At 47.6% G+C, this 21,054-nt stretch carries 19 protein-coding genes; all 19 read right to left on the bottom strand.

Annotation, left to right across the window (positions count from 1 at the left end; all coding sequences use genetic code 11):
• Positions 1–5: 5 nt before the first annotated feature.
• The 19 genes from KGF65_RS00735 to KGF65_RS00645 all read right to left on the bottom strand — a co-directional run bounded on the left by KGF65_RS00735 (position 6) and on the right by KGF65_RS00645 (position 19,843).
• Positions 6–227 (bottom strand): YozE family protein, encoded by a 222-nt coding sequence (locus tag KGF65_RS00735; protein ID WP_050338602.1) that lies wholly within the window; start codon positions 225–227, stop codon positions 6–8.
• 17 nt (positions 228–244) lie between these two features.
• Complete coding sequence (locus tag KGF65_RS00730; protein ID WP_050338601.1) at positions 245–883, bottom strand: YpmS family protein; 639 nt, start codon at positions 881–883, stop codon at positions 245–247.
• 13 nt (positions 884–896) lie between these two features.
• A complete protein-coding gene (locus KGF65_RS00725) occupies positions 897–1,841 on the bottom strand; it encodes an SGNH/GDSL hydrolase family protein (RefSeq protein ID WP_101873439.1) in 945 nt (314 codons plus the stop codon).
• Between the two features lie 149 nt (positions 1,842–1,990).
• Positions 1,991–2,842, bottom strand: a complete 852-nt coding sequence (locus tag KGF65_RS00720) for a DegV family protein (RefSeq protein WP_050338599.1) — start codon at positions 2,840–2,842, stop codon at positions 1,991–1,993.
• Positions 2,843–2,947: 105 nt separating this feature from the next.
• On the bottom strand, positions 2,948–3,439 hold the full coding sequence (locus tag KGF65_RS00715; protein ID WP_050338598.1) for a dihydrofolate reductase: 492 nt from the start codon (positions 3,437–3,439) through the stop codon (positions 2,948–2,950).
• Between the two features lie 14 nt (positions 3,440–3,453).
• Positions 3,454–4,404 (bottom strand): thymidylate synthase, encoded by a 951-nt coding sequence (locus KGF65_RS00710; RefSeq protein ID WP_216747999.1) that lies wholly within the window; start codon positions 4,402–4,404, stop codon positions 3,454–3,456.
• A gap of 12 nt (positions 4,405–4,416) precedes the next feature.
• Positions 4,417–6,336, bottom strand: coding sequence for an ABC-F family ATP-binding cassette domain-containing protein (locus KGF65_RS00705; protein ID WP_216748000.1), 1,920 nt, complete (start codon positions 6,334–6,336; stop codon positions 4,417–4,419).
• A gap of 818 nt (positions 6,337–7,154) precedes the next feature.
• Positions 7,155–7,610, bottom strand: a complete 456-nt coding sequence (locus KGF65_RS00700) for a hypothetical protein (protein WP_003638839.1) — start codon at positions 7,608–7,610, stop codon at positions 7,155–7,157.
• A gap of 56 nt (positions 7,611–7,666) precedes the next feature.
• The gene (locus tag KGF65_RS00695; RefSeq protein ID WP_216748001.1) at positions 7,667–8,890 is read right to left on the bottom strand and encodes a CCA tRNA nucleotidyltransferase; all 1,224 of its coding nucleotides are present in this window, start codon (positions 8,888–8,890) and stop codon (positions 7,667–7,669) included.
• A complete protein-coding gene (gene dapB / locus KGF65_RS00690; RefSeq protein ID WP_088771235.1) occupies positions 8,887–9,672 on the bottom strand; it encodes a 4-hydroxy-tetrahydrodipicolinate reductase in 786 nt (261 codons plus the stop codon). Before dapB ends, KGF65_RS00695 begins: the two co-directional genes overlap by 4 nt.
• A gap of 545 nt (positions 9,673–10,217) precedes the next feature.
• Positions 10,218–11,015, bottom strand: a complete 798-nt coding sequence (locus KGF65_RS00685) for a Cof-type HAD-IIB family hydrolase (protein WP_050338593.1) — start codon at positions 11,013–11,015, stop codon at positions 10,218–10,220.
• Positions 11,016–11,131: 116 nt separating this feature from the next.
• Complete coding sequence (locus KGF65_RS00680) at positions 11,132–12,400, bottom strand: lipopolysaccharide assembly protein LapB (protein ID WP_216748002.1); 1,269 nt, start codon at positions 12,398–12,400, stop codon at positions 11,132–11,134.
• Between the two features lie 206 nt (positions 12,401–12,606).
• A complete protein-coding gene (locus KGF65_RS00675; RefSeq protein WP_003638844.1) occupies positions 12,607–12,882 on the bottom strand; it encodes an HU family DNA-binding protein in 276 nt (91 codons plus the stop codon).
• Positions 12,883–13,132: 250 nt separating this feature from the next.
• Complete coding sequence (gene der / locus KGF65_RS00670; protein WP_216748003.1) at positions 13,133–14,443, bottom strand: ribosome biogenesis GTPase Der; 1,311 nt, start codon at positions 14,441–14,443, stop codon at positions 13,133–13,135.
• Between the two features lie 137 nt (positions 14,444–14,580).
• A complete protein-coding gene (gene rpsA, locus KGF65_RS00665; RefSeq protein WP_216748004.1) occupies positions 14,581–15,867 on the bottom strand; it encodes a 30S ribosomal protein S1 in 1,287 nt (428 codons plus the stop codon).
• Positions 15,868–15,956: 89 nt separating this feature from the next.
• On the bottom strand, positions 15,957–16,643 hold the full coding sequence (cmk, locus tag KGF65_RS00660) for a (d)CMP kinase (RefSeq protein ID WP_101873436.1): 687 nt from the start codon (positions 16,641–16,643) through the stop codon (positions 15,957–15,959).
• A gap of 36 nt (positions 16,644–16,679) precedes the next feature.
• Positions 16,680–17,312 (bottom strand): LysM domain-containing protein, encoded by a 633-nt coding sequence (locus KGF65_RS00655; protein WP_050338589.1) that lies wholly within the window; start codon positions 17,310–17,312, stop codon positions 16,680–16,682.
• 61 nt (positions 17,313–17,373) lie between these two features.
• Complete coding sequence (locus KGF65_RS00650) at positions 17,374–18,813, bottom strand: ATP-dependent DNA helicase RecQ (protein ID WP_216748005.1); 1,440 nt, start codon at positions 18,811–18,813, stop codon at positions 17,374–17,376.
• Positions 18,800–19,843: a helix-turn-helix domain-containing protein gene (locus tag KGF65_RS00645; RefSeq protein WP_216748006.1), complete on the bottom strand. Its 1,044-nt coding sequence runs from the start codon at positions 19,841–19,843 to the stop codon at positions 18,800–18,802. The genes KGF65_RS00650 and KGF65_RS00645 overlap by 14 nt, the downstream gene beginning before the upstream one ends.
• Positions 19,844–21,054 lie beyond the last annotated feature (1,211 nt).

Here is a 21,054-nt window from a genome sequence, read left to right as displayed (position 1 = left end):
TAAATTTATGCTTCACTTGCGAGATAGGCTTGCCACGCATCATCAAATATCGTCATTGAAGGCAGGTAACCCGCGTTCAATTCTAAATATTGAGAGACCTCATGAAAATCCTTGCTCTGCTTCGGAAACGACTGATCCAGAAACGCATTGTTCGCAAATTCAGCAATCGCATCGGTACTATCAGGGTTCCGTTGGGTCATCAAAAACGTATAAAATGTTTTGTGCATGTATTCACCTCATCTTCTTAATCACTAGTTTTTGGAATGTGCATTTCAAACTTGAACTGGTCGTTCTTCAAGTCAAGCTTATCAACACTATAACGAACATCGTGTTTACCGACCAGTTTATTCAAATACAGGTCGATCGTCTTACTCTTGGCATTCAACTTGACCCACTTAGGCGTTTTGTAATTATTATTGATGTAATTGATGACGAAGCTGATTGGCAACGACATCGTACCCACTGACAAGTTCGTGGCCTTCAGTGAAATATTACCATCATCGATCACGCTCGGCTTCATGGTAATCACAAACGAAACATCCTGACCTAATACTTTGGTCGTCCCTAACAAATAGGCACCCGTGGACCGGACGACGAAGCGATACTTCATGTCTTGCCCCTTTTGTAAGTCGGCCAGATAGTAGCTCGCTAAGGCGTTCAATTGCTTGCGATTCATGGTGATTGGTACACTAGCGGCGTCGTTACGACTGGTGGTCAAACTGGTACTTTCACTTGGTGACCGAAACACTTGCGTTCCAACGTAAGCGCCGGTCCCAATAATTAGGGCAATCAACACGATTGCGACCCATTTCCAAATATTGACGGGCCCCGTCGACTTGGGCGGCTTCGGACTCGTCGTTTTGGTGTGTTGTGCTTCCCGCATCTCAATTCCTCCTTTATTTTTTAAGTAACCAGGCATCGTGCGTCATCATCGTCTGGTACAGCTTCGACGTGAAGACCCGATAACCCCGTTTATTCGGATGGAAATTATCACTCGTCGAAATCAGGTCATTGGTCTTATTCTCCGTCGCCAACGCGCCGTTGATGGCCTTCGCACTCGTGAGACTCGTCAGCGTTGTCGCACTGGCTGCTCGCTTCAACTTGCGAATTTGCGCGGCCGTCTTGTACTGACCATGTGACATCGTCCAATTAATATCCATAAAATAAGTATGCTTATATTGACTGACCGTCGTCTGCGTCTGATCGTTCCACTGACTGATATAGTGGGTGATCGACGTCACATTCGGGAAGTTCACATAAATTGGATTATAGATGCTAAAGACAAAAATCGACGCTGATCCATTCAAACTTTGTAATTTATTAAACAGTTTCGTCAGCTTCGTGGCATACAAGGTCTGCGCCTTGGCGACCGTGGCATTGTTCTTGGCCGTATTATTCGACGTGATCGATCCTTCCAACGTCTGCAACAAGTCATTACCACCGACCGTCACTATTAAAACGTCGGCCTTTGCAATTTTTTGTTGTAACGCTTTAGACTTATTGATTCGCGCCAAAATCTGGTCACTGCGGTCACCGGATTTACCGGCATTGGTCGTTTTGACCGTCAAATCTTGTTTCTTGGCTAACGTCTGCTTGATCTGACCGACATAGCCGCCTTCGGATTCATCACCGACCCCTTCTGTCAATGAATCCCCGATTGCCACGAGGTTGATACTGCTCTTGTGCGGGGTCGTTTTTTGCGTGGCCTTTTTAGTCGTCGTGGGCTTGGTCGTAGTGGCCTCGTCGTGCGGATGCATCAAGTAGTTGACGCCGAAAAAGACGGCCACCGCGAGGACTGCAACCACCAGTACGACTTTGATGGTTTCTTTAATTTTGGACATGAACCTCCAACCTTTCTGACACTGGTTATTTGAACGATTGGCTGACAACTTACCCCTAAAACAATAAAATGGTCATCATCCCCAAACTGGGACGATCACCATTTACCGTTAGCACTCGCAGACAGGTCGTCTGTAAGCCTTCGTTAACTTTAAGCTGGTGCCTGGGTATGATATTCCACCGCAAAAGCGCCCGGACCACCATGGGTTGCGATGATCGGTACTGTTGGTTGAACGCTGACCCGTAAGCTTGGTAAAGCGGCTTGCAAGCGCGCCTTATATTCTTCAACGCGTTCCGTCGCACCAACGTGTGAGATTGCGACTTCCACCACGTTCGGTGTCGCAATAATATCTTCAAGAACTTTATCAAAAAACTTATTAATCGCTTTGACGCCACGGCCCTTCATCTTCACATCTAAAGTGCCATCGTCAACTTCGAGCGCAATTTTCACGTTCAGTAACGTACTGATTGCCCCGGTCAAACGACTGATACGGCCACCGGCAACTAAGTTATTGAGCGTCATCACACCCATAAATAACTTGGTGTGGGCCTGAGTGGCGTGGATTTGATCAATCACCGTCTGCTTGTCAGCACCATCCTGGGCCAACTTGGCTGCAGCAATCACTTGAAAGGCCAACGCCCGGTCCGTGGTGCGCGCATCAATCACCGTTACATCGGTCTTGGTAATCGATGCGGCCTGTTCTGCGGTGTGAACCGTTCCTGAAATCGCTTCGAGCATGTTGATGCAAATCACGCTTGAGCCATCCGCACCTAACTTGTCAAAAGTTTCAATAAACGTTCCCAGCGCGGGCTGACTCGTCTTAGGCAAGGACTTGGCCGTTGCCATTTTGCTAATAAATTCCTCACGTGTGATGGTTTCATCTTCCACGTAAATAGTGCCATCGATCATGACAGTTAACGGAATCACGGTAATATCGTATTTTTTTACCTCGGCATCCGTCAAATTTGCCGAAGAATCGGTCACAATCTTGATTTTCGTCATACTTTGCCACGCTTTCTTATACTTGTAACGTTAATAAAATCGTTACAATAAATTAATGCTTTCAGTATAGCAGAAATCTGCTTGACTTTCACGATTCGCGCTGAATTAACGGCGGCGAAAATCGTCAAATTCATACGGATAACGGTTTTTGTCGTCCACCGTCCCAACCTGCTTAGTGACGAGTTGCCACTGCGAATAGTCGATCGCAGGCATCCAAGTGTCACCGTCAAAACGCGCGTTGATACGCGTCCGATAGAGATAGTCCGCAATTGGCAGCACGGCCTGAAAGACCACCGCGCCTCCAATGACGAAAATCAGTTCATCCGGATTTTTGGCGGCCAGGTCCTTTAAGGCCGCCAAATCAGTCAGTTGTTGCACCCCCGCCGGCAATGCGAGATCCGACTGTTGCGACAGGACCCAGTTTGTCCGGTGTGGCAACGGGCGTTTGAATCCCATAAAAGTTTTGCGTCCCATCACCACGTGGTGTCCTGTCGTCAACGTTTTAAAACGGTGCATGTCCGCTGGCAGGTGCCAAGGTAACTGGCCCTGCTTGCCAATCAGGCCATTTTGGTCCTCCGCCCAGATCAAAGCAATCATCGTCAACCAGCCTCCTAAATCGCAACCGGCGCTTTAATGGCCGGTGCGGGGTCATAGCCTTCTAACTTAATATCGCTCATCTGATAATCGAAAATACTGGTATGCGCACCATTTAGAACTAACTGTGGTGCCGGTTTGGGTTGCCGGGCCAACTGCGTCTTGATTTGTTCGATGTGGTTGGTATAAATATGGGCGTCCCCCAACGTATGCACGAACTCGCCGACTTCTAGTCCAGTCTCCTTCGCAATCAGATGGGTCAACAGCGCATAACTCGCAATGTTAAACGGCACCCCTAAGAAGACGTCTCCTGAACGTTGGTAGAGCTGACAAGAGAGTTTGCCATCCGCGACATAAAACTGGAACAGCGTGTGACAAGGTGGTAACGCCATACTTGGCACGTCTTCTGGGTTCCACGCCGAAACGATCAGACGGCGTGAATCAGGATGCGTCTTGATCATGTCGATGACGTTGGCGATTTGGTCGACCGTCGACCCTTGCCGTGTTTGCCAATGACGCCACTGTGCACCGTACACGTCACCTAAGTTACCAAATTTGGCCGCAAAGGCATCGTCGTTCACGATTTGGTCATCAAAAGCTTTCATTTGGGCTTGATAAACCGGTGCAAATGCCGGGTCATCCAACCGTCGATGTTCAAAATTCGTCATGTCCGGGCCATCATAATCGGCACTCGTGACCCAATTCTTAAAGGCCCATTCGTCCCAGATATGATTGTGGTGTTTTAACAAATATTGAATGTTCGTGTCACCGTGTAAGAACCATAACAATTCACTTTTGATCAACCCAAATGGCACCTTTTTAGTCGTCAGTAATGGGAAACCCTGACTCAAATCAAAGCGCATCTGATAACCGAAAATACTGTAAGTCCCAGTTCCGGTACGGTCATCCTTGTACGTGCCATGTTCTAAAATGGTGCGCGCGAGTTGTAAATAACTATCTTCTAACATGCGATCATCCTTTCAGGCTTCTGCGTACTGACTGAGGTAATCCCAACGTTCCATCTTTTCATCAATGGTCTGCTCGGTTTTGGTCAGTTCTTTTTGTAAGTCCGCTAACTTGCCGTAATCACTAGCATTGGCGGCCATCGCTTCTTCAATCTCACTCTTATGGCTGTCGAGTCCTTCAATGACTTCTTCAATCTTGTCATATTCTAACTGTTCAGCATACGTCAATTTTACTTTTTGCCTAGGTGCCGCGGCGGATGCTGGTTCCTTATCAGCAGCGCTAGTTGATTTGGCTGAACTGGACTTCGTGTGCGACTTTGAAGCATCCGCACTGGCCGCTTTTTGGTCCTTCAAATAACTTGAGAAACGCCCCGCGTACCGTTCAATATGGCCTTGACCATCAAAAATCAGGAGCTTCGTGCCGACTTTATCCAGGAAGTACCGGTCATGTGAAACGGTAATGACGGTGCCGGCAAAGTCATCCAGGTAATTTTCAAGGACGGTCAACGTCCCAATATCCAGATCATTGGTCGGTTCATCCAGTAGTAACACGTTTGGTTGTTGCATCAATAATTTCAGCAAATATAACCGCCGCTGTTCACCACCAGAGAGCTTGCGGATCAACGTTCCGTGCATTGACCGTGGAAAGAGGAATTCCTCTAACAATTCGGTCACTGACACGTGTTCACCCTGTTTGTTGAGCACCGTCTCACCGACGTCCTGCAAGTAATTGATGATCCGTTTATCACCTGGAATCGGTTCGGTCTGTTGCGTGTAATAGGCCATTTTGACCGTTTCACCAATCGTCACCGTACCGCTGTCTAGTGGTAAACGCCCAGCAATCACGTTTAACAGGCTGGACTTGCCGGCACCATTGATCCCAGTGATTCCGATTCGGTCATTGGCCTGAATCAACATGGAAAAGTGGTCCAGAATCGTCTGTTGGTCAAATTGGAGACTGGCATCTTTTAACTCGATTACCTTTTTACCGAGCCGTTGCTGGCCCAGTGAAATATCGACGTCACCATCCACTTGTAAGGTGTTCAAATTGTCCTTTAAATCGTTGAACCGATTGATACGCCCCTGTTGTTTGGTACTCCGGGCGGGCGCACCGGCACGCATCCAGGCCAGTTCCTTTTTATACAGCTGTTGCTGCTTATGTTCGGCCAACACATCGCGGGCGACCCGTTCAGCTTTGGCTTGCACGAAGTCTTGGTAGTTTCCAGTGTACTTGTGCAGCTCGCCAAACGAGAGCTCAAACATCTGATTAGCGACCTGATCTAAGAAATACCGGTCATGGGTCACGACGATCAGCGCGCCTTTATAGCTCGCCAAGTAACTTTCTAGCCATTCGATCGAATCAAAATCGAGGTGGTTGGTCGGTTCGTCTAGCAACAGTAAATCTGGCGATTGAATCAAAACCTGTGCCAGGCCGACCCGCTTCTGCTGACCCCCGGACATCTGTTTGATCGTCTTCGTCAAATCCGTAATGTGCAACTGGGTCAAAATCGTTTTGACATCACTTTCCGCCGTCCACGCGTCTTCCTGATTCATCTGGTCTTCAGCGGCCACGTATGCTTTTTGCGCAGCGGGGTCTTCTGGATGATCGGCATAGACCGCGAGCGTTTGCTCGTAGTGCCGAATCGTCCGAAAGACTTGCTGACTACCAGCCAAAACGGCATCGATCACCGTTAAGTTTTCATCCAGTTCTGGTTTTTGTTTTAAATAACCAATCGTATAATTCTTTGGCATGATCAGCTGACCAGCTTCTGGTGCCGTCACGCCCGCTAATACGTCTAATAAATTCGTCTTCCCGGACCCGTTAACGCCAATGACACCAATCCGGTCATGTTCATTCACAATAAACGAAATATCATGAAATAACGTCTTCTCACCATAAGTTCGGGTCAGATTTTCTGCTCTTAAAGTTTGCATTCTCACGATCCACCCTTTTTTACATCATTAAGTTCTATCTTAGCTAGAATTGGCCTAAAACACAACTGACAAACGCGCAAATCCGATTAATATTTTGGAAAGCTGAGTGACATGAATCATGGTTGAAAGGCCCGATTGGTTGGTTTACTGTTCGTCAGCCAATGCGCGTCCGATTCCGACTTCCGGGGCTGGCTGACAATATGCAGTAATGTTAATATTCCATCGAGTAAGATAGCTAGGAAGTTATCAGGAACTAGTCTCACAGTTCAAAGGCAGCGTTATGGTTATCAAGTAATAGTGAGCATTTCATTCATCGTTGGGTCCGCACGTGCTCGTCTTTCAAATACCATCCCGGCTGGAAGGCGTTTCTAACAATGCTCAGCGGCTCATAGCCTGTGAGAATCAGACGTTGGGACTGAGAAATTAGCCTAGCTAGAGCGTTAAGCGGTGCATTTCCGCTTGGCGTTCTGGCGTAGCTAACCGGGAGTCTCAGTCTGACCCGAACACATTTCGGCAATATTGCATAGAACGTGGAATACCAGTATTTAAGACGTGGGTTGTCGGCTCAAGTCTGTGTCTATCGCGTTCCAGCGTTGTCATAAATGCCTGGAAGCTGGCGTAAGACGAACCAAGCACTGCAAGTTTACGCAAAGTTCTCCTTGTTTCCAGTGGGTCTGAGCTGGTGGCCTTTGAGCTTAAGAACTAACGCCTTTTAATCATGCCTCACAACAAATGATCAGGACAAAAATAGCCGCCCTAGGAAATTGTCTCCTAAGGCAGCTACTTCAACGTTCAATTAATTTATTTGGCACCAGCGCTTACTTGTTCCGGTCACCATAAACATCAAAGACGGTCCGTTCGTCATCGACAACTAAGTGTAACTTGCCGTCGCTGGCTAATGAACTGGTTTGATAAATGTTGTCGATACCGTCTGCATCCCGTGGCTTGAATGGGAGGTAGATTTGTTCACTACCCCGTTCGTCACCAAATAAAATATCGATTTTTTCAATATCTTGGTAATGGGTCACCCGTTCGAACATCCCACTTGTCACAGAAGACAATTGGGTCGTTTCAGGGTCGATTGCGTCGGCATCTGGCTTGAATTCAGCTTTGAAGGACTTGCAAGGATGAATGATCGTCATGTGACCACCCTTGATACGGCCGTAACTCGTCGTTACACGGCCAATCCACAGGTCGGAGATATCTTGATGATGCACCGTCCAAGTGTCACCATTCCGAAAATGAAATTTCAATGCTTCTAATGCTCGTTCCATTTAAATCACCTCATTGAATTAGTTTCACTTTAATCGTAACAGATTCATAGAAAATATCAATGGTTTTTTGAATCCGCTACCATCCGTGCAAAATCAAGCAAAGCGTCTTGCTGATTTTCAACTTTTCCCGTGATGACGGCCTGCAAACAAGCAGCCAAAATCGACCCCATCATCGGTCCCGGTGTCACCAACTTCGCTTTCAACAAATCGCCGCCATTAACTGCTAATTCATGCTTATCATGAATCGGTAGACTGGCATACGATTGGGCTAACTGAGCTTGATACTGACCGAAACCTAATATCGTTGCCACCTGATTGGCCGTTGTTAGCGCGTCTAAGCCAGTGTAGAAGTTTTCCTCAGACGTTAGTCGACCAGACCGTTCTAAGGCGTTGAGCGCGTTGACAGCGGCTGTGACGTGGCTGATCAACTCATTGCTCGTCTTCCAAGTCTTTAATAAGTGGCGAATCGCCGAGGCATCGCGCAGCTGCATTTGCCAACTCAACAAGGTCCAGACGCTCTCAATCGTCGATAAGTGCCAATCTGGTAGCGCTAGTAGTTGTTGTAACATCGGCTTTTGGGCCGCCATCATTGGCATGTACTGGTATAACCCGGTTGTCAGCAAGCTTTTCAACCCAGCATCGGGATGCTGTCCCATTAGTAACTTCTCCCATTCCACACGGGTTCGTTCAACGGCAATCTTCGTGAGTAAGGCCGCATTATCGGTGATTGCTTGTTGCGTTTGGGGCTCGATGGCAAAATCCAGCTGGCTAGCAAAGCGGACCGCCCGCATCATCCGCAACGCGTCTTCATGAAAGCGTTCTTCCGCGACACCCACGGCCCGCAGCACGCCACGTTTTAAGTCAGCCAAGCCATCGAATAAGTCGATCACTTCACCCTTGGCCGTCATCGCCAGCGCGTTGATCGTAAAATCACGGCGCTTCAGGTCTTCTTTTAGTGAACGCACAAACGTCACTTGGTCCGGGCGCCGAAAATCCTGGTAGCCCGACTCAGTTCGAAACGTGGTCGTCTCATAGCCGTTACCATGGTCTAAAATCATGACGGTCCCGTGCTCAATACCGGTATCGACGGTGCGCTTAAACAGTTGTTTGACCTCGGCTGGAAAGGCACTAGTCGCAATATCGACGTCATGCAGTGGCTTGCCGAGAATCGTATCGCGGACACAGCCACCAACGAAGTAAGCTTCAAAACCAGCCGCTTCAATTGTTTCAATGATTGGCTTAGCTTCTTGAAACGCTGCTGGTAATTGCGTCAAAATCATAGTAAGTGCTCCAAGCCAACGAAGAGTTCGTGGTACTGGTTGACCTTTTCAACCGCAACTTTGACCCCGGTCATAAATGAGATCCGGTCAAATGAATCTTGGCGAATCGTCAAGCCTTCACCTGGGCCACCAAACATAACTTCTTCATGCGCAACAAGTCCTGGTAAGCGAACAGCGTGAATCCGCATGCCTTCGTATTCCGCACCACGCGCCCCTGGTAACGTTTCAGTGGCATCAGGATTGCCTTGTTCTTTAGGTTGACGGACTTCCGCAATCTTCTTAGCCGTACTGATGGCCGTTCCACTTGGGGAATCGATTTTGTCATCATGGTGCATTTCAATGATTTCAACATCTGGGAAGTACTTGGCCGCTTGTTGAGCAAATTGCATCAATAAGACGGCACTGATGCCGAAGTTGGGTGCAATCAAACCGCCGACTTGTTTTTCTTTAGCCAATTTTTGCAGGTCTGCGACTTGTTCGTCGGTCATCCCGGTTGTCCCAATCACTGGTGAAATACCATGATTGAGCGCAAACTTGGCATTTTCATAGACCGCCGTTGGAATCGTAAAGTCGATCCACACCGTTGCATCGGTCTTGATTTGGTCTAAGTCATGAAAAGCTGGGACGTCTTGGCTCTTAAAACGGTCATCTTCATTTAAATTCTGGTCCTTACTGCGGGCATCATAGACCCCAACCAATTCAAAATCAGGATTATCGATCACCATTTGTGCAGCAGTACTACCCATCCGACCCTTGTAGCCGGCAACAATTACTTTTACCACAATAAATTCCTCCTCAAGATTAAACTACCTGACACGGTGGCTGGTTGCCCAAGCGCCGCAAATACTAGTTACTCGCCACCTGAGCTATTTTGGCGTGCCAATCAAGTCAAGTGGCACCTTCACCACTCACGCATCCGCCACCGCGTATACCCTTATATTTTAGCAGACTATCACGCAATTAGGCAGTAGAATTGTCTATCACTCGCGAGAACGTCGACTTGCATCCCACTTGCGCATTGAAATCGCCTCACCAGAAATCAAAAAAACAGTGGTGACCTAGTCATCATTTGACCGGATCATTACTGTTAAATAGGATTTATTGGACTAGTATTGCCTTGTTAACCATGTGGACGTCGCACTGAGTCTGCAGTGTGTTGGTTTTGTAAGCCGAAGTCAGTCCTTGACAATTGCACGAGCGCCAAACGACATCGGGGCCAGCTGCATTTCCGGACGCCTTCGAAGCGCAAAATTCAAAACTTATCTGAGTCGGCAACGATTTCGCACGGTTTAGCCGCAATAAAACAAGCATCTAAAAGCCGCATTGTTTAAATCAACGTATCGATCGCCGCTAAGACGCCATCATGATTATTGTCATGGGGCGTCAAATAGGTCGCCGTTCGCTTGACCGGTGCAATCGCGTTCTGCATAGCAAAGCTGTAATCGGCTTCGTGCAACATTTCTAGGTCGTTCCCATTGTCGCCGAAAGCGGCCGTCTGGCTGGCGTTGATGTGCCAGTGTGACTGCAAATACGCGAGTCCGGTCGCTTTATTGACATGTGGTGGGATGACATCTAGCCCGTTACCACCACTGACCGTCGCTCGCAGTCGGCCCGCAAACTGGCGATTAATCAGATCAGCGTGAGCGTTGGCATCCGTGTCTTGCCAGCTAAACGTCGCCTTATAAATATGGTCGTCAATCGTCATCAAGGATGGCACGACCTGTAACCGGCTCAGATAATAGCGCATCAGGGGGCTATCATCCTGTGGTCGAATATAGGCGGCTTGTTTGCCAGAAACTGAGATCTCAGCTCCCGCTAATGCCGGTTCCGTGGCGACAAAGGTCAACAATTCTTGATACAGTGGCAAATCAATCAGACTTTCAGCCAGGACCTTGCCGTGATTGTCGATCACCAGGCCCCCATTTTCGGCAACGTAGGTCAGCTCGCCGTGAATGCCATCAAAAACGTCGATACAATGCTGTAATTGGTTTCCGCTGGCCACAACAAAGTGTTGACCCTGCGCGTTCATCTGGTCTAACTGAGCTTGAAAACGCGGATGGTCAAACTGGTGGTCGTCTCTTAAAAATGTCCCGTCTAAATCCGTGGCAATGATGGCTACTTTCACGATAATTGGCTCCTCACTTAACTTAATCTAAACGAATCAGTCATCGGTCTATTGAACGCAACCGACGAAAGCATTCGCAACTAAGTTCATTCTACCAAAAATGAAAGTGTTTTCAACTAGTAACCCTGGTCTTCGTAATCTTCTAACATCGCGACCATTTCACCATCGTCTGGTTCAATCACCAAGTAATTGCGTAAGGCGGCCACCGCAGAATCCGCCATCCCAGCTTCGCGGAAGAAGTAAATGGCTGGTTTGAGGAAGTCCTTGTTATGTTCGAAGAAGGGATAAGCCGCCTCGTAGTTATCCTTGGCCGCTTGGAAATTGTCCAATCGATCGTTTGAAATCGCTAAGTTCCAGTAAAACTGCGGGTCAAACTCATTGCTTTGTAGATATTGATCCAATAAATCGACGTTATCCTGATACCGTTCGCGTTGAACAAGCAAGTTAGAGAGCTCCAAAACGGTCGTCAAATTGTCAGGGTCAATACTCAAGCCTTCGCGCAGGTACTTTTCAGCCAGCTCCTGATCGTCCAATTTCAAGGCTAAGCGGGCCGTTTGCAAGTACAACTGCTCATTGTACTGGTCGACCGCTAACCCTTCTTGCAGCGTCAATAACGCCTTATCAAGCTGATGCAGCTGTTCTTGAGCTTGCGCTAAGTAAGGATACAGTGACGCATACTGGTCGTCAGATTCCCGTAACTTATCAAAAATATCGATGGCTTTTTGCGGTTCGCCCAGCTGCAGGTAGGTAAAGCCCAGTTCAAACTGACTGTCTGGTGTTAACTTGGCCGGTTTGATCTGTTCAAGGTAGCCGACCGCTTGTTCAAAACGCCCGGACTCCGCGTAGGATACCCCCAGACGTTCAACCAGATTGACTTTGGAGATTTCCAACTCACCCTGCTTGATCAAATCCAAGTAAAAACGGATCGCCTGGCGGTAGTTGCGAATCAAGAAGTAAAATTCGGCTAACGCAAATTCCACGATGGGTTCATCTGGTGCCAATTCGTAGGCTTCCTTCAACTTTTGCTCACTGACTTCGAACAACTCTTGCGTTTGATACAAGTCAGCTTCCACCAGTAGTGCTTGCACATAGGCTGGTGAATCCGGCTTGACTTGGTGCAAATAATCCAGCGCCGTGTCCGTATCATCTTCATCAATCGCAATGTCTGCAAGACTAGTTCGCAAGTCATCTTCATCGGGATACTTAGCAAGCAGCTTTTTGTAAGTGCGTTCAGCTTGCTTCAAAAAGCCCAGTCCGTATAATTCTTCAGCCAAACTGTACAGTGTGTCATCGTCATCTTTGCGCAGTGCCCAAGCAAAATGTTTCTTGGCTGTGTCGATTTGCCCGTTCGATAGTGCTGCGAGCATTTTTTCTGAATAACTCATTACACCCGTCCTTTGTACTAGTGCGACCACATTCAACGGCCCACTAGTCACTCAATTTTATTTAGGCGAACGTCGGTCTCATTGATTTAGGCCACCCGTTCTGTCGATTTACCTGACATATAATCATAACGCAGACGACACCAAAAAAGCCAGTATAACGGTCGCTATACTGACTTTTCCGGTTGCATTTCAATTAATGATCTGCATTATTTAACTGCATCCTTTAAAGCTTTACCTGGCTTAAATGCAGGTACTTTGCTTGCAGGAATTTGGATTTCGTCACCAGTTTGTGGGTTACGGCCCTTACGAGCAGCACGTTCACGTACTTCGAAGTTACCAAATCCGATCAGTTGAACTTTTTCGCCCTTTGCAAGGGTTTCTTGGATTGATGCAAAGACTGCGTCAACTGCAGCAGTTGCGTCTTTCTTCGTTAAGTTAGTTGCCGCAGCAACGTTGTTAACTAATTCAGCTTTGTTTGCCATGTTTGATTCACCTCCCCGTTACAGAGTGAAGGATCACCGCGCTTTTTAACACGGTTGATCCAGATGATCATTTTTGAGTGGTCCAAAAATGAGAGAAACGATAACAAGCATCATTTCTTCATCAAAGATAGCATAGGAATGCCTTAATAGCAAGCTTTTTTAGCGTTTTCAGCGAAAATATCGCAAAAAAGTGATATTTATTTACATCAATCTCAAAATGTGCTAAAATGCCGACCTTATGCGCTTTTGACTACTTACGACGGCGTTCGATCATATGGATTGGCGTTCCGGTAAAATCAAACGCATTTCGAATCTGATTTTCCAAGAAACGTTCATACGAAAAGTGCATCATATCAGGGTCATTGACGAAGACCACGAAGGTTGGTGGTTGAATCGCCACTTGAGTCGCATAGTAGACCCGGAGCCGCTTACCGTTATCACTTGGCGTTGGATTCATCGCAATCGCATCCATGATGACATCATTTAAGACGGATGATTGAATCCGACGCATATGGTTCGTATTGACCTTCTTGATCAGTGCTGGTAGTTGGGCCAAGCGCTGATTCGTCTTGGCGGACACGAAGATGATTGGCGCGTAGCTCAGATAAACGAACTGGTCACGGATGTAAGCTTCAAACTCTTGCATCGTGTGATTGTCTTTTTTGACCGTATCCCACTTGTTGACCATGATCACGATGGCTTTACCCGCTTCATGGGCGTAGCCAGCAACCCGCTTATCTTGCTCACGGATGCCTTCTTCACCATTAATGACGAATAGGGCCACGTCACTATTATCAATCGCCTTCAGCGCCCGCATGACGCTATAACGCTCGGTATTTTCGTAGACCTTACCCTTTTTACGAATTCCGGCCGTATCGACCATCACGAAGCGGTCGCCATCTTCATCCGTGAACGCCGTATCGATGGCATCACGGGTCGTCCCGGCAACATCTGAGACGATTACCCGTTCTTCACCCAACAAGGCGTTCACAATCGAAGACTTACCCACGTTGGGCCGGCCAATCAGACTGAACCGAATCGTGCCAGGTTCATCTTCACCGCTCTTTTCAGGGAAGTTCTTGATGACGGCATCTAACAAGTCACCTAAGCCAAGACCGTGCGCCCCAGAGATTGGGTACGGGTCGCCAAATCCAAGTGAGTAAAAGTCATAGACTTCGCTCCGTAATTCGGGATTATCGACCTTATTGACAGCTAAGACAACCGGTTTGTTAGAGCGATACAGAATCTGGGCCACGTGCTCATCAGCATCCGTGACACCTTCTTTGATGCTGACCAAGTAAATAATGACGTCAGCTTCGTCAATCGCGATTTCCGCTTGTTGTGTGATTTGCTTAATAAACGGAGCATCGTCAATATCGATCCCACCCGTGTCGATCAAACTGAAATCTTGCCCAAGCCATTCACTATTGGCATAAATACGGTCACGAGTAACCCCTGGCGTATCTTCCACGATTGAGATTCGATCACCAGCAATACGGTTAAAAATGGTCGACTTACCCACGTTAGGGCGACCAACAATTGCGACAACTGGTTTTGCCATGGTATTAATTCCTCCTTTGCCCTCGTAGCCGTCGAGGACGGTACGAGTCATTAATTAACTGGAACGTCCCAATTAATCTGTTCCTAAAAAAATATCCTTCAAGGCAAGCTTGAAGGGTATTTTTAACCAATCAATGATTAGTTTTCATCATTGTTGTTTTCAGCGTTCTTCAATTCGTCACCAATCAAATCACCTAAAGTAAATCCAGTTGATTCTTCTGGAGCGTTAGCCGTTGAACGTTCGCTAGCAGTCCGGTTGTCGCGGTTGTTGTTGCGACGACGGTTGTTGTTACGACGTTCTGGTTGGCTTTCGTTATCATCGTCAGCAGTTTGTGGCTTTTCTTCCAAAGCTTTAATTGATAAAGCTAACCGCTTTTCGTCTGGACGAACGTCTAAGACCTTAACTTTGATTTCTTGACCAACTTTAAGCACGTCATTAGGCGTTGCAATGTGTTGGTGTGAAATTTGTGAAATATGAACTAACCCTTCAACACCAGGGAAGACTTCCACAAAGGCACCAAAACTCGTCAAACGCTTAACTTTACCGTCAAGTACGGCACCTTGAGGGGCTTTTTCTTCAATGCCATCCCAAGGTTCTGGTAAAGTGGCTTTGATTGAAAGTGAAACCCGTTCGCGGTCGGCGTCAACAGATAAGATCTTAACCTTAACTTCTTGACCAACCTTCAAGACGTCAGCAGGCTTTTCAACCCGTTCGTATGAAATTTCTGAAACGTGAACTAACCCATCAATGCCACCAAGGTCAACGAAAGCACCGAAGTTCGTCAAACGAGCCACTTTACCTTCGACAACATCGCCAGCTTGTAAGGTCTTCAAAGCTTCTTCACGTTGTGCTTCACGTTGCTTTTCAACAACCGCACGGTGTGATAAGATCAAGCGATTTTCGCTAGGTTCAATTTCAATAATCTTAAGTTCAAGTTCTTGGCCTTTGTAGGCATTTAAATCTTCAACGTAATGATCATCAATCATTGAGGCAGGGATGAAGCCACGAACACCAGCGTCAACGACTAACCCGCCCTTAACAACTTGTGTTACCGGAGCTTTAATCGTATGACCTGCTTCGTATTCTTTTTCAACGTCGTCCCAAACTTTGCGAGCTTCTAACCGACGATGTGACAGTAAGTAACTGCCGTTTTCCTTGTCGCTGCCAATCCGAGAAATGACAACCAAGTCTAAAACATCACCGACTTTAGCGGCTTCGTTGACATCGTCAACCCGTTGTGTTGAGAGTTCCTTCAATGGAACGACCCCTTCAACACCGGTACCTTGGATACCAACAATTACTTGTTTGTCGTCGTCGACTGCTAAGACTTCACCCTTAACAACGTCACCGACGTTTACTTCTTCGACGCTGTTTAAAGCGTCTAAAAGTTCATTTTTCTCTTGGCTATTTTCGTTTTCACTCATGCAAATTTCCTCCTGTCAACAATAACTCTAACCTATATCATAGCTGAAAATGCAATGAAAAGCTAGCTAAAAGCATTAAGTTAATGCAATTAGATTGTTGAACTTTGTTTTTTTGTAATAATTTCAGCAATTGCAGCGACCACTTCGTCAATCGACATCGGGGTCGTATCAACTAATGTGGCATCCACCGCTTGCGTTAATGGTGACACTTTACGCGTTGAATCTTTATGGTCGCGCAATTCGATTTCAGCTTGTAGCTGATCCAAGGGCGTGTCGATTCCCTTTTTGATGTTTTCCGCGTACCGGCGTTTGGCCCGCTCAGCGGCAGAAGCCACCAAGAAGATTTTGACTTCGGCATTCGGTAACACGGTCGTCCCGATATCACGGCCATCCATCACGATGCCACCGGCCGTTGCCATTTCCCGTTGTTGGTCGGTCAAAATGGTCCGAACTTGTGGCAAAGCGGCAATCGTCGACACGTTGTTCGTGACGTCTGGCTGCCGAATCGCTGACGTAATATCTTCCTGGTTGGCAAAGACCAGCTGGTCCGGTTCGCCAGGTTTGAAACTAATCTTGAGCGTCTTCATCGCCGCGATGACCGCAGTCTCGTCGGTCAAATCCACGTCGTGTTGCATGGCCCAATAAGTGACCGCCCGATACATGGCACCAGTATCGACATAAATATAGCCAAACCGCTTCGCAACGAGTTTGGCTACGGTGCTTTTACCAGCTGAAGCTGGACCGTCGATGGCCACTTGTAGTGCTTGCTTAGCCATTAAACTAACTCCTCACAATCTCAAAAAAATCGTGTATTAACGGACACGTAGCCGTTGTCCCGCTGAAAGCGTCGAGTCAGATGACAACCCGTTAAGTTCTAACAGTTTATCCACTGAAATTCCGGCATTCGTCGCGACTCGGTAGACCCCTTGACCAGCCTCTACCGTAACGTACTTAGTGCCTGAAGATGATTCTGAGGAGCTACTACTGCTGCTAGCACTACTTTCGTCAGTACTCGCCGATGATTCGGAGCTGGCGGCTGACTCACTGGCAGCTTTTGAACTGGCCGCCTTCGAACTAGCTAAAGCTAAACTACTGCTTTTAGCAGCGGCTTTTTTAGACGATGCGGCCGCTTTTTTCTTGCTAGCAGCAACTGAAGATTTACTGTCAGCAGCACTGGCCGATGACTTTTTCGAGCTCGAACTAGCAACTTGTTCGGTCTGTTGCGGATTATTAAGCGAATTCTTTTTCACCAAGAAGTATCCAATTGGTGCCAAAGCGAGCAACAGGATCAAAACGACTAATACCGTCGTTAAAGTCGAGTTACTACTGTCTTGTTTTCGTTTTTGAGTTCGCGATAAATTGCCCGAGTCATCCCGATCGTCTTCAAAAGTTTTGTCCCAAGGCTTGTCAGCTTGGGATTTATCATTATCATTTTTTTGACTCATAGGGTGTTCCTCCTCAAAAAACTTTCAACCAATATTGTAACATAACCCAGAATTGATTTCTTTAAGAATTTGGTAAAAACAATTGGGCTAAGCGCTGCTCCCACGTGACAACCGTCGGACTTATACTGGGTTTCACCGCGGTCAGTCCTAGTTCGTCCAGCGGAAGCGGCTCACCTGCTAACTGGCAACAACGGTCAGTATGTGGCGGTTCAGTTTCGTCAAAATAAGCTAACATGACGGCACGGTGACAAGTCGTCGTTTGAACATATCGCATCAAATCGCGTAGCTCGTGTTCCTTGGCCGCCTGACGTGCCGCAAAAATTTCGGCGACCTCGGCCGGCGAAACCGCCTGTTGCCAGTAGGCCTCCAGCACCCGACTGCGATCATCAGTGACCGGTTGGCCAGCCTGATGACGTGCAAAATCTTGTTGGACTTCGTTAGGCGTTGCAGCAGTCAATTCGTTTAAATTCCGAACGAGGTTTTCATCACCAGGTGCATACAGCATCACGGCTAACGCTTGTTGACCATCCCGCCCAGCGCGCCCAATTTCTTGAACATAATCCGCTAAGGTGGTCGGTAAGTGGTAATGAATGACCAACCGAATATCGGCCTTATTGATCCCCATTCCAAAAGCGGATGTCGCACAAATGACATCCAACTGGTCGGCCATAAACTGTTGCTGAATCTTAAAGCGATCCTCTGCCGCTAGCCCCGCATGATAAGCTGCCACGCGCAGTTCGGTCGTTGTCCGCAACCATTCAGCAATCAGATCCGTTTGGCGTTTGGACGTAAAATACACGATTGCTGGCCCCCGACTACTCGTGACGAGGTATTGGAGTGTCGCGCGTTTATCAGCCTCATCATTGACCGCTTCCACGGCCAGATAAATATTAGGTCGATTGACCGAATACAACACTTGTTGCGCATCAGTCGCATTCAGCTGCGTCAAAATATCTTGGCGAACCTGCGGCGTAGCAGTCGCGGTTAACATCAAAGTACGCGGCGTCCCTAACTGTTGGCGAATCGGGCCCAGCCGTCGATAATCCGGGCGAAAATCTGGACCCCAAGTTGAAATGCAGTGGGCTTCATCAATCACTAGTAACGCAATCGTCAATTTCGCCAAGGCTTCTTGAATCACGGTCTGTTGCAACATTTCCGGCGAAATAAAGAGAAACTTTACTTGGTTCAAATTGGCTAACAACTGTTGGCGCGCACTGAAATCCAGCTGTGAGGTTAAGGCGGCCACCTGCTTTTCACCCTGGTAATTTAAGCGGGCGACTTGGTCTTGCATCAGTGAAATCAGGGGCGACACCACCACGACGATGCCTGGCACCACCGTACCGACCAACTGATAAATCAAGGATTTCCCAGTTCCCGTCGGTAAAACAGCCAGGACATCTTGCCCTGCTAGCAAATCCTGAATAACCGCCAATTGTCCCGGGCGAAACTCATCGAAGCCATATTTAGTTTTTAACAGTTGATACAATTCAGCTTCCGACATGGTGACACCTCATAATTTGAAATAACCGAAATTCAAAGAAGTCCAATTCCGGTAACGCAGCCTGCGCATCTTGAAACGACCAACTGGCAATCTCTGGTTGACCTGCAAAGCACCGCGTTAACGTCTCAATGACCTGAGCATCTAGCACCGTCGTAAACGGAAAACTGGGCAACCAAATAGCGACTTCCAACAAGTGTTCACGGACCGTACTCAATTTCAACTTACGAACAGTGGCAATTTTAGTCAAGGCGTGTGTCTGCGTAAACGCTTGATAGGTTTGCTGGGCACTTTTACTGACCGGGCTCGACTGAATGAGCGGCGCTAATAATGGCCACAACGGGTCATCGGGATGGGCTTGTAGCCACCGTACCCACTGACAACTCACATCTGTCCGCATCAAGCCAGTCTCAAGCGGCTGCCGATGCAGCATCATGGCTAACTGGTCATTGGTCCGTCCCGGTGCCTGATACCCCGTCAAACTGTCAACAAACACCGTCGCCAATTCATCGGTCGGGACACTCGTCAAAAAATCGGTCAACGCCGCATGAACGCGGTCACCCAAATCAGTCGTCGACTGTTGTCGCAACCACCGTTTGACCTGCGCCTGAATGCTGGAGTCCGTCGTGGTCGGATAGTAGCGGCGCTCATGATGGACCAACTCGGAAGTCACTTGTAGCGCCAGCTGACTGACTTGCTGAAAACGGCGCACATCGACCGTCTGAAATCGGCTGAATGCTTGTGGCAAGTAGCGATGCTCCTGAATGGCCACCCACCGCGCCTGTCCTGCCGCAGTCAGCTGCCAACTGCCCGCTTCCGGACTAATCAGCAATCCGTTCTCTTCCAGAACCGCAGTCGCCGCCATAAAATCTTCGAGGGGGACCCCGTGCCAGCTATCTAGCAAATCTAAACAGCCCGCGGTCAAACCAGCAAACAACGTCGAGACTGTGCGGCGTCCGCGTAAGACATTGAACATGCCTTTGGCGCGGCGTGGCGTCGTCCCAAATAAGAGCAGCACATAATCCGTAAACACCGTGGCACCTCCTTTCTTAATTAACTGATCGTTGGGTATCTAAATGCAGCGACTTTTATGTAGATTCGAACTGAACTTGCTTTGCTACAACAACACAACAAATTCTTTCAAGCCCAAAGGATTCACTAGATTGTTGATTGCACGCTGTATCAATTACACCTTGTGCTAGTTAATTTGTCCTGAATTATGATTAAATCGTGCGGATTCTAAGTTCAAAGGCTACCAGCTGAGACCCGCTGGAAACAGTGCGAGTTACCGTAATCTTTATGTGGTAGATGCGTCCTTCACCGGCTTCCAGGCATTCTGGGCAATGGCCGGAACGTGGTGGACACAGATTTAAGCCGAAAACCACGTCTTAAATACTGGTCTTTCACTAACCAAGCCAAGAACGCTTGCTAAGTGAAATTTCACCACCGGGCCTTGCCCAGAATACCTTCCAGCCGGGATGGTATTCGAAAGGCAGACATGTGCAAACTCAACCTTTTTTGGATCTGTCGCTGGTTTTGTTACACGTTCATGGTGACATTCAACTGTGAGACTGATTCTAACGATAGCTAAACTGTTTGCCCATGCTTTATGGCTTCGGACAAGCAGCCTTATTAAACTTGTCAGCATTTTCCCTAGTCGTCTGAAATAACCAAGTCTTGAATTCTGAATGAAGGCAATTTGATCGACTAATTTCAAGACTAGTGTCTGGTGAAATTAGTGGGATTGAGAACAATGAACAATATTCCTGTGATTTTCTCAATAATTAAATGCCATAAGTCATGATGATACCAATCAAACCTTTGCATGAAGAACTACCCACCTAATATTTAGTGGTCAATTGCACCAGGATAGGTGGTCGTTCATCTGCCATTCGAACGGTTTCCCGACTGGCCGGACCGCCGGACAATGCTCAGTAGCCAAATTATTCTTAGCTGGAAGTGATTTTCTTCCGGCTTAGAATAAGACTCGTATTTGAAATTGCGCAGTGGTCTTCTGCGTGAGTTCAAATCGATGTCGGCTGCGTTCCAGCAATTGTCAGCCGGCCCCGGAAGTCGGACTAAGGTGCGCACCGGCAGACGAACAGTAAGCCAAACAATTGGCACGATTTAATCATCTTTAAAGCTAAATAACAGCTAGCACAACGCAGGAGCTTTCACAACATAGACTTGAACGCCATACCAACTCAAGTGAAAAAACGCAATGCTTTAAGAATAGCACGCTCA

It is taken from the genome of Lactiplantibacillus sp. 30.2.29, from assembly GCF_018991255.1.
Classification (GTDB): Bacteria; Bacillota; Bacilli; order Lactobacillales; family Lactobacillaceae; genus Lactiplantibacillus; species Lactiplantibacillus pentosus.
This window is presented reverse-complemented; position numbering and strand designations above follow the sequence as displayed.